This is a genomic window from Paenibacillus sp. Marseille-Q7038 (assembly GCF_965111595.1).
Window position 1 is genome coordinate 765,925 of sequence record NZ_CBCOOM010000002.1, and the last position, 15,324, is coordinate 781,248.

The 15,324-nt window shown below is 44.7% G+C and carries 13 protein-coding genes; 6 read left to right on the plus strand and 7 right to left on the minus strand.

What is annotated here, in order from left to right:
- Positions 1–79 precede the first annotated feature (79 nt).
- From ACWPWY_RS20690 to ACWPWY_RS20720, 7 genes are all read right to left on the minus strand, one after another.
- Positions 80–1,057, minus strand: a complete 978-nt coding sequence (locus tag ACWPWY_RS20690) for a 1-phosphofructokinase family hexose kinase (protein WP_454193479.1) — start codon at positions 1,055–1,057, stop codon at positions 80–82.
- A gap of 130 nt (positions 1,058–1,187) precedes the next feature.
- Positions 1,188–4,346: an efflux RND transporter permease subunit gene (locus tag ACWPWY_RS20695; protein WP_454193480.1), complete on the minus strand. Its 3,159-nt coding sequence runs from the start codon at positions 4,344–4,346 to the stop codon at positions 1,188–1,190.
- Between the two features lie 60 nt (positions 4,347–4,406).
- Positions 4,407–5,324: a TetR/AcrR family transcriptional regulator gene (locus tag ACWPWY_RS20700; RefSeq protein WP_454193481.1), complete on the minus strand. Its 918-nt coding sequence runs from the start codon at positions 5,322–5,324 to the stop codon at positions 4,407–4,409.
- 220 nt (positions 5,325–5,544) lie between these two features.
- A complete protein-coding gene (locus ACWPWY_RS20705) occupies positions 5,545–5,859 on the minus strand; it encodes a DMT family transporter (protein WP_454193482.1) in 315 nt (104 codons plus the stop codon).
- A complete protein-coding gene (locus ACWPWY_RS20710; RefSeq protein ID WP_454193483.1) occupies positions 5,860–6,219 on the minus strand; it encodes a DMT family transporter in 360 nt (119 codons plus the stop codon).
- A complete protein-coding gene (locus ACWPWY_RS20715) occupies positions 6,216–6,827 on the minus strand; it encodes a TetR/AcrR family transcriptional regulator (RefSeq protein ID WP_454193484.1) in 612 nt (203 codons plus the stop codon). Before ACWPWY_RS20715 ends, ACWPWY_RS20710 begins: the two co-directional genes overlap by 4 nt.
- A 147-nt stretch (positions 6,828–6,974) precedes the next feature.
- Positions 6,975–8,486: a phospholipase D family protein gene (locus ACWPWY_RS20720; RefSeq protein WP_454193485.1), complete on the minus strand. Its 1,512-nt coding sequence runs from the start codon at positions 8,484–8,486 to the stop codon at positions 6,975–6,977.
- Between the two features lie 262 nt (positions 8,487–8,748).
- Here ACWPWY_RS20720 and ACWPWY_RS20725 point away from each other — a divergent pair, with 262 nt between their 5' ends.
- The 6 genes from ACWPWY_RS20725 (at position 8,749) to ACWPWY_RS20750 (ending at position 15,322) form a co-directional block, all read left to right on the plus strand.
- A complete protein-coding gene (locus tag ACWPWY_RS20725; protein WP_454193486.1) occupies positions 8,749–9,690 on the plus strand; it encodes a MerR family transcriptional regulator in 942 nt (313 codons plus the stop codon).
- A 276-nt stretch (positions 9,691–9,966) separates the two neighbouring features.
- Positions 9,967–11,517, plus strand: a complete 1,551-nt coding sequence (locus tag ACWPWY_RS20730) for a phytoene desaturase family protein (protein ID WP_454193487.1) — start codon at positions 9,967–9,969, stop codon at positions 11,515–11,517.
- On the plus strand, positions 11,514–12,977 hold the full coding sequence (locus ACWPWY_RS20735) for a phytoene desaturase family protein (RefSeq protein WP_454193488.1): 1,464 nt from the start codon (positions 11,514–11,516) through the stop codon (positions 12,975–12,977). Before ACWPWY_RS20730 ends, ACWPWY_RS20735 begins: the two co-directional genes overlap by 4 nt.
- A complete protein-coding gene (locus ACWPWY_RS20740) occupies positions 12,974–13,846 on the plus strand; it encodes a phytoene/squalene synthase family protein (RefSeq protein ID WP_454193489.1) in 873 nt (290 codons plus the stop codon). The genes ACWPWY_RS20735 and ACWPWY_RS20740 overlap by 4 nt, the downstream gene beginning before the upstream one ends.
- Positions 13,846–14,616: a carotenoid biosynthesis protein gene (locus ACWPWY_RS20745; RefSeq protein WP_454193490.1), complete on the plus strand. Its 771-nt coding sequence runs from the start codon at positions 13,846–13,848 to the stop codon at positions 14,614–14,616. The genes ACWPWY_RS20740 and ACWPWY_RS20745 overlap by 1 nt, the downstream gene beginning before the upstream one ends.
- Positions 14,585–15,322, plus strand: a complete 738-nt coding sequence (locus ACWPWY_RS20750) for a lysophospholipid acyltransferase family protein (protein ID WP_454193491.1) — start codon at positions 14,585–14,587, stop codon at positions 15,320–15,322. The genes ACWPWY_RS20745 and ACWPWY_RS20750 overlap by 32 nt, the downstream gene beginning before the upstream one ends.
- Positions 15,323–15,324: the final 2 nt, after the last annotated feature.

Here is a 15,324-nt window from a genome sequence, read left to right on the forward strand (position 1 = left end):
TATCCCTTCGTATATTGACGTCGTTACAATTAATAAACGAGACGAATGGCAGAAAGGTTACGAAAACAGGAATATCCGTTTATTCCTGTTGAACAGATATTTGCAGCTCCAGTTTGGTTACATCTTCTGTTGATAGGACACCGGCCATGGGATGGAGCGCTGCTGAAGTACCGCATGCAGCACCTTGCCTTAGAATCGATGGAATGTCATCCGGGTGTTTCAGGGCTGCTGCCACCATGCCTGCTACCATAGCATCTCCGCTGCCGAGCGGACTTACGATGGAGACAGCAGGAACCTCTACGCGGTATATAGTGTCTGCTGTTGCAGCTATAGCACCATCTGCGCCGAGAGAGACAACGGCAAGCTTGGCCCCAGCTTTTACGAGCTGTACAGCAGCTGTCCTAGCCGTATCCGGGGTGATCGCGGAAACCCCGGCATAGCGGGCCGCCTCCTCTGCGTTTGGCTTCACCAGATCCGGTCCGCCTTGGAGCCCTTCCGCGAGCGCCTCGCCGCTTGCATCGAGCGCGGTGCGTGCACCTTGCGCCTTCGCCAGAGCGATCAGCTCGGCGTACAGCCCAGCAGGGCAGCCTTGCGGCAGGCTGCCCGAGAACACGACCCAGGCGGAGCTTCGCGCCAGGGTCATTACTTTGCGGCGCAGCGCCGCAAGCTCATCACGGGTGACGGGTGGCCCCGTCTCGATGAGCTCAGTCTGGGTGCTGGGCGATGACCCCAGCACCGTAATGGCCAGCCGCGTTTCTCCGTTCGCGGCTTCCACAAAGTCGGCTGCGATGCCTTCGCTGCGCAGCCCGTCCAGCACTTGCCGGCCCGTGTGTCCGGCAACGATACCCGTGGCGCCTACAGGTGCTCCGAGTAGGCGCAGGACTCGGGCGGCATTAATGCCTTTGCCGCCCGGAACAGTAACCGCATGTTCAAGGCGATGCACCTGATCTAGCTGAAAATTCGGCAGGGTATACACTTTGTCTAGTGCAGCATTTAAGGTAACGGTGGTAATCATAAGTGTAGACAACTCCTTAATGGATATGGATTCTTTCATCATACAGGAAGGCTTGAAAAGATTCCGCTATGCTTCCTTCTTAAACGAAAAAAAGAGCACCGAATACGCGAGGTATTCGGTGCTCTTATCCTATACAAAGGATTTAATTATCAAGTCTCTTTACGAAAGGTAATTAATCTTCAATCCGTTTTTTCTTAAATTTCATCAAGAATTCGTACACGATCGGTACAATAACGAGCGTGAGCAACGTAGAACTGATCAAACCGCCAATAACCGTAACGCCTAGACCTTTGGAAATAATACCTGCACTGTTCTCCCATCCAAATACAAGCGGGAGAAGAGCTCCAATGGTAGCCAGAGCAGTCATGAGAATCGGACGAAGACGAGTTGAACCTGCTTCAAGCAAAGCGTCTCTTGTCGACATGCCTTCGTTTTCCTTGTGGATAACGCGGTCGATCAGTACGATCGCATTCGTAACAACGATACCGATCAGCATCAGCGCACCCATCAAAGAGGAGACGTTTAAGGTCTCGCCTGTAATAAGCAAACCGATTAATGCTCCAATCACGGTAAATGGCAAGGAGAACAGGATTGCAAATGGTGCAAGTCCGCCGCCAAACGTTACGACAAGTACAAAATACACGATAGCGATCGCAGCCAGCATAGCAAGGCCCAGCTGAGTGAAGGTTTCGTTGATCTGTTCAGTTACCCCGCCAAATTCAACGTGAACCCCTTCTGGTAAATCCATAGCTTCTACTGCTTCTTCAATCGTAGTTGAAGCAGAACCGACATCGGAAGAGAGGATGTTAGCAGTCACCTGTACGACCATATCACTGTCAATACGCATAATGGAGTCAGGAGTCGTTCCTTTTTCCACGGTAGCTACTTCACCAATGGGAACTTCAATACCAAGCGGGGAAGTGATCGTTTCTTTTTCAATCGCTTCAATGCTTCCATATTCTTTACTATCTGTTTCAATGTAGACATTGTAGGACTTACCGTCCACTTCAACTTCAGTTAGTACAGGACGTTCTCTCTCTGGACTGAGCGCCATTGCGAGTTGTCCAGCAGTAAGCCCGAGAGAGCTGAGTTTCTCTTGATCAGCTACGAGGGTATACTGCTCATATCCTTCTGCTAGAGAAGATTCAGCATCTTCAAAGTTTGCTGTATCTTCTTGTACCACTTTTAGAATATCATCAGCAACGGGTTTGATTTGATCAAGACTGTCACCGAATACGCTGACCGTTAGTGTGCTGCCGCCCATAGCTCCAGCAGCCATATCCATTGTAGCCCATTCTCCTTCAGGTACACGTTCTTGGAGTCCCGTCAGAATAGTTTCACTTGCTTCACTTACATTGACACCATCTTTAAAGATGAGATAGAACAAACCGGAGTTGGAGGAACCCATACTCATCGGATTGCCGCCGCCAACAGAGTATTGCATACTTTCAACACCGCTGGAATCAAGAATGAATTTCTCAACGCTTTGCGTACGTTCTTCTACCGTTTCTTGTGTTGCTCCTGGTTCAGGACTGTAAGTTACAAGAGTATAATTGGTTCCTTGCTCTGGCAAGAAGCTGGTGCCGATAAAGCGAGTAAGGAACAAACTTCCGACAAGCAGCAGGACTGCTAATCCTACTGTAATGAGCTTATGCTTCAGTGTCCATTTCAAAATTCGAGTATAACCACCTGCCAGTCGGCTAGGCTTATGCTCATGGTTCTTTTTGTTTTTCAGCCCGCCTCTAAAGAGGGTGTGAGCCATGGCAGGTACGATCGTGATCGCTACAACGAGTGAAGCGAGAAGGGCAAAGACCATCGTAAGTGCGAACGGCATAAAGAGTTCACCGACCATACCGCTAACGAGTGCCAGCGGAAGGAATACCGCAATGGTAACGATGGTTGAGGACATAATCGGTACAAACATTTCACGCGTAGCAGCACCGATCAATTCTCTGCCTTTTAGTTTCTCTCCTGGTAGAGAGAGACGCCGGTAAATATTTTCAATAACAACAATAGAGTCATCGACTACCCGGCCAATCGCAACCGTCATTGCTCCGAGAGTCATTACGTTAAGCGTAATATCCATTAGATAGAGTACGGTTAAGGCAATCAGCAGAGAAAGGGGAATCGAAATGACGGAAATGATAGTCGATCTCCAGTCTCGTAAGAAGAGCAAAATGATAAGTACCGCAAAGATGGCACCAAATAAAGCTTTGGATAACATCGTATGGACGGAGTCTTCAATAGGTTGACCCTGATCAAGAAGAATATCGACATTAATATGATCGTATAGTTCTTCCAGCTCAGCGGACGCCTCTTTCACTCCGTTTACAACGTCCACGGTGTTGGCATCATTTGCTTTTACAATGGAGAATCCGATGGATTCTGCACCGTTTGTGCGAGAGATCGACTCTGCTTTACCGACGACTTCAATAGAAGCAATATCAGAAAGCTTAACGGTAGGTATGCCTGTCATTTGCGCTGCAGCATTACCCGTACTCGGCATTGCTTCAGTGCTTTGCCCAGCACCTGCTCCGCTACTCACATCAGCACTACCCGCAGCATTGCCTTGGGCAGAATTAGAAGGAACAACAGGAATCTCTAGGTTCTTCAGATCATCTACGTCAATCACATTGCCGTCTACAACAACAGCATTCTCTGTGTCTTCCATCGTGAACAGACCTAGAGGAACACGTAAAGAAGAGGCTTGGACTATGTTTTGTACCGTATCTTCTGTTAATCCAAGTTCATTCATTTTGTTTTGGTCGAATGTAAGAGTGACTTCTCTAGTGTATTGACCCGATACCTGAACGGATGCCACACCATCTACATCTTCAAAGGCAGGTGCGATCTCATTCTCTGCAAGCCGAGTCAAGTCTTCGAGTGATTCACCATCTTTACCAGATAAACTTATGGAAGCTACTGGGAAAGAGTTTATACTGAACTTGGAGATGGTAGGCTTCTGAGCATCGTCGGGAAGTGGAACATCGTTCAGCACTTCACGTACCGCAGCCGTCGCATTGTCCAGGTTTGTGCCATAATCAAATTCAATCATGACGGAAGAAACATTCTCCATCGATGTAGACGTAATACTCTTTATCCCATCTACATTTCTCAGGGTTTCTTCGAGGGGCTTGGTTACATCCTCAACGACACCTTCCGGGGCTGCCCCTGGATATACCGCAGTGATGTTTAGGAACGGAATACTGATATTCGGAATCGTTTCCTGCTTCATGGTCAAACCGCTGTACAGTCCGCCAAAGGTCAAGATAATGGTCAGAATCCAGATTGCCAGCTTGTTTCTTAGTGAGAAATTAATTATCCCTTTCATCCGTAGGTTTCTTCTCCTCTCTCATTCAAAAAAATATTCATCTTATATAATAGCGCTTATTTATTTGCGCCAAGATAAATACGTATGAAACAAATACTCTAATTGTTGAACTTTTTCTTCCGTACCCGGCACTGAACTTAAATTACGGAGCATACCTGACAGGATCACGCGGCGAGGCTCCATTTCAGTAAGTTCCTGTTCTAGTACGAGAATAGACTCCAGCGCCTCGGAGCGAACGATCTCAGACAGTTCCGCATTTTCTTCCATGCATTGACGCAGTTCTTTCAGCAATAGCAAAGGGTGTTTTTTAGAAGGACCTTTTGGTATTCCTTCTTCAATCCAAGGGAGCCACAGTTCCTTTGGAATAAACGGTTCTCGTCCTAGACGTAGTTTAGCTTCCGCTAAATCATCAAGCGTTTCCACGAGATATTCCGCCATTCGCTTAATGGATATGGGCACTATTTTCGAGAACATAATTTTTATGTAAGAACCCATCAAACTTTGTACTTGAAGCGCCATATCAAGAGTATAAGGATGAATCTCCGGTCCATACACATCCATCATTTTCTGATTGAATTGTTTTAAGGTGAGTTTGAACATATCTTCGGGGCAATTTTTCTGCGTTAGACCAGTGTTACCTTGACTAATTGCATCTTGAAACTGAGCGAGGAAGAATTCTTTAAGTTCAAGGAAATTTTCCAGCAAAATTTCAATTTGTCTGCAAAAGATCTCTTTCGGTGATAAGTGCTGTTCACTCTCCACAAGCACTATTTTGTCATAAATAGATTGTATGCAGTAATGAATCACACTCTGCTGTAATTCTTCTTTGGATTTAAAATGAAGGTACAGACTCCCTTTAGAGATGCCGCAGATTTCTGCGATTTCTTGCATAGAGGTTGCAGCGGTTCCTTTAGTAGAAAATAATCCGAGTGCAGTGACTACGATATGCTTTTTTTTATCCGTGGTTGAGTTCATCATCGTTGATCACCCCTCTCTAGAACTCCACGGTTCTCATTTTGACTAAGAAGTCATGAAAATTATAGCTTAATTGAGGGGGCGATACAACTTCACGCTATATGTAAGCAGTGTTGAGATAACGGGGATAACAGGAAGGAGATATAAAGAAAAGCCAAGAATGAAAAATCAGCATATGCTTCCTTTTCACTTTGGCTTTTGAGCCTTATTATGATACGAACGATCAGCCAATAAGTTTCAGGCCGACAGCGGAACAGAGAATCATGGCAATAAATAATAAACGTTTCGCTTCTTTTGGTTCACCAAATACGAACATACCGACAAGTGTACTTCCTACGGTACCGATCCCTGTCCATACAGCATAAGCTGTACCCATAGAGAGGGATTGCATAGCATAAGAAAGAAGAGAGAAACTGAGGAGGAAACTAAGTCCCATGAGCAGGAAATATTTTTTACCTTTACCTGTCGTGAGTCCCTTAATCCCAATGACTCCAATAATTTCACTCATTCCTGCGAGAATGACTGCTAACCATGCCATCTAGACTGCACCTCCTTGTGGAGAAGAAGACTCTGCTTTGGAAGACTCGTCCGTAACCAGCTTGAGTCCGATGACTCCCACGAGCAAAAGCGCGATCAGCAACACTTTTGATATACGGAAGGGTTCCCCAAACAGGAGCATTTCAGTTAAAACGGTACCTGCTGTACCGAGTCCAGTAAATACGGCATATACGGTGCCGACCGGAAGTTTTCTAGATGCTTCAATGATCAGCCAGAAGCTAGCCGCAATGGATAGTATGGTTCCAATCCATTCCAGCGGGGTGGAGGCGTGCTTAAGACCAGATACCCAAATGATCTCAATAACCCCTCCGAGCACAACAAATAACCAATAGCGATTCATGATGTAGACTCCTTTTTCTCATATTGATGAATAATTCCTTGCCAAAATATAGGCCAAGCTGCCAGAATTCTTCTCTGATAACGAGCAGAGTCTCCATAGAGTAGCTCTACGCATACCCCGTCAATCAGTGTCATATAGGCAATAGCAAATTGCTTAGCTTCTTCCTGAGAAAGCTCACCGTCCCAAGCTTCTGATGCGATAAACTTGGCGAGTGTTCGCTCTAGCCCGTCTAAGAAGGGATATACAATATCCATGACTTCTCGATACAAAGCTTGAGGAGGGAAGTAAGACATTCGCATCAGGAATCGGGCGGCATCCTGAGATTCGAATTCTTCTTGAAGCCAGTCGAATAACCCTCGCAGCCTAAGTTCCAGTGGTGATTCCAGATTTTTTTGTTCCTGAAAAAAGGTGAGAATTCTCCTGCGTTCCAAATCAAATACGTAGCGTACCACATGAAGGAATAGATCTTCCTTGTTTTTATAGTGCGCATAAATGGAAGGCTTCTTGATCCCGACTTCCTCGGCAATTTTACGAAGCGAAGCTCCTTCATAACCTTCACGAGCGAACTGGGTCAGAGCCACTTGTTTAATAGAGGTTGAACTCATCATCTATCACCTACCTAACGATCGTTAGTCCAATGTATTTTTTCATAATCGAATTTCGTTGTCAACTTATTTTTGATCCCATAACCACTAGGTATACATAACAAAACCCGCTTATATAGCGGGTTTTTATCTATCGTTATTAAAGATGAGTTAGAACGTAGTGAAACCAAGGGAGTACTGCAGTTTATATAACATATCTTTGAAAAATGGAATATCATCCTCATATTCAGCTAGATCGAGCGTGAACTCTGCATCTTTATTCGTCCACAAACGCTCAAAGTATTGATTCATTTGGGTAACGAGTTTACTGTCTTCGGGTGCTTCCATATAGAGATCATTCTCCAGATTATAATTATTCAGATTACGCGGCGTAAAATTAGTTGAACCTCCCAAAATAAGCTGAGGTCCGTCACTGCGTGAGAGATAGATAAGTTTTGTATGATACTGCTCTTTGGTGGTATTGTACCATCGAATCTCGATGTTACCCTCCGATTCCTCCGTCAATTCCTGGGCAACGGGCCGGTTTGGAATCCCAATTTTTTTCTGACCAAACGCATTTTCGTTCGGGTCTAGAATCAGTTTTACCGAAGCTCCGCGGGAAGCGGCCTCAAGCAGTGCTGATTTAATATCACGGTCCGCCAGATAGAACATGCCCATCCAGAGCGTGTCTCCGTCTTTCGCTTCATTGATGAGATTAACCGCGTATTCAGCAACTTTCCCTTCGGTCAGGTATTGAACTCCGATGGGACCTTGCTCGTCTTCAGGAGAAGGAGTAAAAGCAGGCAGTTGTCCTCCGCCTGAAATATCTAGTACCGCTTGTTCCGCTTTGAGCATATCTCCAATGATATTCCCACTGACTTCAAAGGCAATATTAGAATGATAAATACTAGGGTCATGGACATTAGCCGAGGCTACAATCGCATTTTTCTCACTTGCTACCAGTTTTCGGTGATTGGCTTTTACATTCATGAGTTTAAGATACGAGCGTAGGGTGACATCGGGACCATTGCTTGCCATGAGATTTGGCAGCCAACCGTTACCGGACTGTCCAAACCATTGAAAATAGGTACGCCATACAGCTGAATACAGCGGCGTAGGATCGCGAAGTGAATCCACATCGGTCATAACAACTCGTATTCCATGTTGCTTCATTCGTTCGAGCAGCTCATTTGGATGAGAATTATAATTGGTGTTTACCTCATCTGTAATGAAGACAATGTCCATTTCCGGGTTCTTTTCCTTTTTATTCACAAGCAAGTTCGTAAATCGTTCACTCGCTTCGGGAAATTTCTGATCGGTATGCTGGTAGTTGTTAAATAAAAATAGATCAATCACTAGAAATTGTTCTGCTTCGTTCACAATCTTCTCCATGCGTTTAATGATCTGCTGTTCATGTTCCATCTTTCCATCAGAGGAGGGGTAGGTAAGGTCTGTTAACAAATCAATATCCTGAACTTGATGGATCTGACCTTCAAAAGCGACTCCCTCAGGCAGAGGTTTGTTCATTTGATAGACCACAACGGCACTAAGCCAAACGATATTAACAAGTAAAAACCAGAAAATAAATTTCTTTACCGGCCTATTTTTTTTGGTTGCTGATCGTATAGGGGAAGAGGAAGTGGAATGATGTATTAATGGATTGTTATTAGAATGCTTGTTCATACGAAACATCCCTTCAAGTCAATTAGTGAATATGTACACAGGCATTAATAGGGAGGTAAGTAGGTAGCCTGAACACTATTAACACCAACACACATCTGTTGAAGCACTACCCTCTTATCCTGTATGCAGGAGTAGAGAAATAGGGGTTATCGACAGTGAATTTTGGTTTGTGTATAATGAATGTACTATTTTTGTAGAATGTTTAAGGGGACTTCTCCTTAAGGCTCGGACCGGATGATAGAAGAGAGTGAGTGAATGCCTTTTGTATTCAATTAAACAGGTTACTGAAATGTTGGGTATTCCTGCGGTAACACTGCGGGCATGGGAGAACAGATATCATGCAGTGGAACCCCTGCGAACGGATTCCGGATACCGAATCTATACGGAAGAAAATGTAGAGGATCTGCGCTGGCTCAAAGAGCAGGTCCATTCCAACCATATGAGCATTTCGCATGCGGTACGGTTGTTAAAAGTCCATAAGGAAGAACAAAGCAAAGCGGATGCAATACTCGCAGAGCCTCTGCCACAGAGTGGAAATGAAGATGCATTTCGGAAAATGGAAGATCAGATTTACCAGTCTTTGTTTCAATTTCAGGGGGAACGAGCAAACGCACTGATTGATTTTGGATTTACGATGTATGGGTACGATGCGATGTTTTATCAAGTATTGGTGCCTATACTGATTCGCGTAGGAGATGCATGGGAGAATGGACGAGCCTCGGTTGCTCAAGAACATTATATGACACAGCTGATTTCGCAGCGATTTTATCAGTTCTTTCACTTGTTTCCGATTTACCCGCATTTACCAAAGGTTCTTGCCATGTGTCCAGAAGGAGAACATCATCAGGTCGGGCTCATGCTGTTTAGTCTATTCTTGAGGAAGAATGGAGCAGAGGTGCTTTATCTAGGCGCCAATACACCTACCGAGGGAGTACTGCCCATTCTTAAGGAACAGAAGATTGATCTGGTGTGTATTTCAGTGACGAATGAAGTGATGGCGAAAGCAGCAGAGGATGTGATAACAACGATACTGAAACATGCTCCAGGCATGGAGTTTGTGCTCGGCGGTCAAGGATATGAAAAAATAAAAAAACCGAAGTATCCGCAGTGGATCATGACGGGAAGTGTTCATGATTGGCAAGACTGGTTTACAGAAACGTATATGACCAAATCCCATCCAGGAGATTTATTTTTGAAAAGATAGGCATAACATACTTTTAAAACAGCAACGATAAATCATATATTAGCACGCTCTTTGTTTTGAAAAGAGGGTGCTTTTTTTGTTTTTTAAGGGTGTTTTTATGATGGAACGAAGAAGTTAATGTAATAGGTTTGTATAATGTTTGTCTTACCTTTACTTTACTTGCGATGATTTGTATTATATTTGTATAACGTTAGAGATGAATATATTGGGAAGCTTGTGAATATTGTCTATCATATCCGCTAATCCTAACCGTAATTATAGAAAGGTGAGTCTACAATGAATCAAAATCAGAACAAGAGACAAGCTGTTGTCATTGGAGCTGGGCCTGGGGGGTTGGCGGCAGGGATGCTGCTTGCCGGACAGGGATACAAAGTTGATATATATGAAAAACAAGCAGTGATTGGAGGACGATCTGCGAGACTTGAGCTTGGAGACTATCGTTTTGATCGCGGGGCGACCTTTTTGATGATGCCTCATCTGCTTGAGGAAATGTTCCAGAAGGTAGGCAGGTCTTTATATGATTATGTGGATATGCAGCAACTCGATCCACTGTATTCTCTCCATTTTGGAGATACCGTATTCAGACCCTCCAGTGATGAAGAGAAGACGGTAGCAGAAATTGCACGCGTGTTTCCCGGAGATGAGCAGAACTACAAGAATTTTATGCGGGATGAATCTGTTAAATACCAAAAGGTAGAGCCTCTTCTACGCAGACCTTTTGGCAAGCTATCTGATTACATAAAACAAGATGCGATCAAGGCACTGCCTTATCTCCATCTGCAAGATACGGTATACGGCAGACTCTCTCGGTATTTTCAGGACGAACGGCTCAGATGGGGATTTACATTCCAGGCTAAATATTTAGGGATGTCAGCTTGGGATTGCCCAGGAACGTTTACGATTCTTTCCTACATAGAACATCATTTTGGATTACATCATCCAAAAGGCGGAGTGAATCGGATCTTCCAAGCGATGGCAGACGTCATTCGGGAATATGGAGGAACGATTCACACAAGTACGGCTGTGCAGAAGATTCAAGTGAAGCAAGGTAGAGCGCAAGGTCTTCTATTAGAGAATGGTGAAGAAATTAAGGCAGATCATGTTGTGCTTAACGGAGATTTCGCTGCATCAATGAACAAACTATTTGAGCCTGGGGTACTGAAGAAATATACGCCCGAGCGAATTAAGGATATGAAATATTCCTGCTCCGGTGCCATGCTTTATCTCGGTGTGAATAAGAAAATAGACCTTGCTCATCATTCCGTTCATTTTGCCTCGGATTATCGTAAAAATGTAGATGAGATGACGATACATAAGGTTTTATCAGAAGATCCATCCATTTATGTTCATAATCCGTCTGTACTTGACCCAACTCTGGCGCCGGAAGGCAAGTCATCCCTTTATGTGCTGATGCCTACACCGAATACGACAGCGGATATTGATTGGGATGTACAGCGAGCAGAGATCCGGCAGCGAATGATGGATCGTCTGGAACAAATTCCGGAACTTGCAGGTTTGTCTGAATGCATCGAAGAAGAGATGTTTTTCACCCCGCTTCAGTGGGAAAAAGAGCTGGATATATACAATGGAGCACTCTTTAATCTCTCACATAAGCTTGGTCAGATGATGTATTTAAGACCGCATAACCGATTCGAGGAAGTGGAAGGTGTCTATCTCGTCGGCGGAGGAACCCATCCAGGCAGCGGTCTGCCTACCATTTTTGAATCCGCCAAAATCTCTGTGGGATTAATTCAAGAAGATGACGCAAAAAAACAAACCGCACGTCCCCTCTTTAAAAAAGGGAAGGAAGCAGGGCAATGGACATGAACAAGAAACAAGTTGCCATTGTAGGCTCCGGAATTGGCGGGCTGACAGCCGCGCTGTTATTAACGAACCAAGGATATCAAGTGACGATCTATGAAAAATCCCATCGTACAGGCGGCCGGCTAGCCTACGAGGAAGAAGGGATTTATCGAATTGATCAGGGCCCGACGATTGTTTTATTGCCGGATATGCTCCTGAATATTCTAGAAGAAGCCGGCGTGGATCGTTCCAAAGTGGAACTGATTCGCTGCGATCCGATGCACCGGTTTTATTTTGAAGATGGAAGAGTACTGAATAAGTGGTCAAGCCGGGAAGAACAAGTAGACGAGATTAACCGGGTATTTCCAGGGGAAGGCAAAGGGTTTGAGCAGTTTATGGCAGATATGGACCCGCTGTTCCCAAGAGGAGTAAGCGCGGTTCTTGAAAGGCCTTTCCCGAAGCAAAGAGATTTCTATACTCGCGAGATGACGGGCCTTCTAAAACAGATGAGAGCCTATACGAGTCTGCGTTCTGCAATGAGCCGTTATTTCCGCAGTGAACAACTGAGAGATGCCTATTCCTTGCAAAGTTTATACATCGGCGGATCACCGCTGTCGACACCAGGTATTTATACTTTGTTACCTTATGCAGAACATGAGTATGGGGTATGGATTCTCAAAGGCGGATACGCTTCGCTTGCTTCCATACTGGAAGAAGAACTAAAGAACCGAGGGGTAATCTTTCATTTCGGTGAAGAGGTTACATCGTTAGTAATAGAAGAAGAAAGCTGTAAAGGAATTGTGACTTCAAAAGGAACAGCTCATTATGATGCTACCTTATACAATGGTGATTTTCCGCAGATTACAGAGCTTATGGCTCCGAAGTACAGACGAAAAAGACGTACTTACAAAGCGTCCTCCGGTTGTTTGCTAGTATATTTGGGCGTAGAAAAACGGTTTGAGGAGGCAACAACTCATCAATTTTTCCTTCCAAGCGCTTTTGTTTCTAACATGAAAGAGGTATTCCAGAAGCATAGACTTCCTGAACATCCTTCCTTCTATGTTTTTAATCCCGTTCATGCTGATGCTTCCGCAGCACCAGAAGGACATAGCGTTCTCTATTTTCTAATTCCTGTACCAAATGCCGAAAGATTCTCTCATGGGGAGGAAACCGGTAAGCTAATAGAGAAAGTGCTTGAAGAGGCAGAGAAAAAAGCATTCCCAGGTCTTAGGGAAAATATCCGCTGGCAAAAAGTACGTACACCAAACGATGCCAAACGTGATGGATTGTATGGAGGAGGAAGCTTTGGGATCGCGCCGGTATTGTCTCAATCCGGAGTTTATCGTCCTCAGCCGAAACCTTATCCGAATATCCAAGGCTTGTATGCGGCAGGCGCTTCTATTCATCCAGGCGGCGGCGTGCCGATCGTGATGCAGGGCGCGAAGCTTGCAGTTAATCAACTAATAAAGGAGTTGAGATCATGAACGAAATGATATTCGAACGTTGCGAGGAAATGATCAAGAAAGGTTCGACTTCTTTTTATCATGCTTTTTATGGTTTACCAAGTCCCAGGCGTGAAGCCGTATTTGTAATATATGCATTCTGCCGGATTATCGATGACAGTGTAGATGAGCCAGAGGAGGCTCCTTATTCTATTCATGAGCTTCGAGAACAACTACATGAGCTTGAAAAGGCAGAGGGTCACTTTATATGGCCGGCATTGCGCTGGTTATTTGATACTTTCCCTACGTTGTCAAAAGCCCCTTTCTTCAGGCAAATGGATGGACAATTGTCAGACTTAACCCTGACTCAGTATTCTACGGTAGATGAGCTTGAACACTACTGCTATCTGGTTGCAGGGACGGTCGGTGAGATGCTGCTTCCCGTGCTTCGCGATGACAGCGGAATAAAGGTCATGGAATCAGGAATTGCACTGGGTAAAGCAATGCAGATTGTGAACATCATTCGAGATGTCGGGGAAGATCAAAGGAGAGGTCGCCGCTATCTTCCGCTAGAGATGATGAAGGCCCATGGCTATACAGAAGAAGACTTTTATAACGGCATCATAGATGAACGGTTTATGTCTTTGCTTACCGAGTTAAAGAAGATGGCACTTACGTGGTTTGAAATAGGCTTATCGGATATAGGGACTTATCCTCAAGTAAGTGGCTTTGCCATTGAACTTGCATCATCGTATTATGCCTCGATCTTACAGGCAGTAGAGAGTAATGAATATGATGTATTCACAAAGCGGGCTTATGTTGATGATGAAACGAAAATGCAAATATTTTTAGGAGTAGCTTCGAGATATCCTGCTCTATTAGAAGAAGGATCGAAAGCGGCGGTATCCTAATGGTTCAGCTTATTTACTGGATTTGGTACAGCATTGGAGCGGTTTTGTTATTAACGATCGGCGTACCCGATGCGCTTTCGTTTTCTAATGGTCTATTTCTTATTTTCTATGCACTATGTGCGATTGATCTTATTTTTAGTAATGACTTGAAAAATCCACTGTCCGACCAGTCAGTCAGTTGGTGGAAGAAACGACAATTCTGGGTGATGGCTGTCGTCATTTGGACTGGGGGAATGGGTGTAGAATGGGTAGGGGTTCATACGGGTTGGCCGTTTGGATCCTATCACTATTCTTATTTATTTGGACCTCATTTATTTGCCGTTCCATTTACGCTCGGATTTGCCTGGATTGCCGTGGTCGGAAATTCAGCTCTTCTCAGCGGGGGAGGAGCCGGCTGGAAGAGCAAAGGAATAAGAGCGATAAAAACAGGGGCATGGGCTCTTATGATGGACTTGGTACTTGATCCGGTAGCTCATCACCGGGAATTCTGGATCTGGGATGCTCCTGAGGGGTTTTATGGAGTTCCGTTAATGAATTTTGTCAGCTGGTTTGTCATGGGAGGCCTATTGTCACTCTTTATTCCACCGATCCCGAATGATCCTGTCGTTCAGCGAAAAGCAAAAGTTCTATATCAAATGTTTATATTGCTGTTTGGATTACTTGCTCTTCAAGCCGGACTCTATGGAAGTGCCATGATTGCTGCGCTCGGTATTCTGCTTGCTGAAGGGAGACATCAGTATGCTGTCCGCAAACAAGTCTCGGCTCTTTGATCAGATATTTTTTCATTATCACCAAAAATACTTGCTCGAGCGGCGGTTTAGATATGTCGGTTTTACCGGAGATCTAGACCCTTCGCTCGTTCAAGATAAACCTGTGTTATATATCATGAATCACAGTTCATGGTGGGATGGTTTGCTGGCTTATCAAGCTTTTCGTAAACTTACGTCCCATGATCACTATGTCATGATGGAAGAGAAACAGCTAAACAAGTTCACCTTTTTTCGCAAATTAGGAGCCTTTTCGATCAATAAAGAGTCTGCCTCTGATGTGAGGGCTTCCTTTGAATATACAACGAAGTTATTACGTGCTGGAAAACGGGTATGGATGTATCCCCAAGGAAAAATCATGCACCAAGATTTGCGTCCACTCTCTTTTCAGCGCGGGATTGGAGTTCTGCTGAGACGAGTGCCGGATGCAGCTGTGATACCGGTGACTCTAGTACACGGGATGTATGGGCAGGATAAGCCGGAAGCACTACTTATGGCTGGCCCACCGCTGCTGGATCATTGGGGAATGATGGATAGCAGAATGATTACGAGCAGGCTTGAGACCGTAATGGAAGAACAACTAAACAGTCAAAAATTAGAGGTAATGAAGGCTGTGAATAATCGTCCCGAGCGATATCAACCTCTAACCAAATCAGGACGTTCCACAAGCGAACATTTTGATGATGTATTTGTAAGGAAGCGGGGATGAAT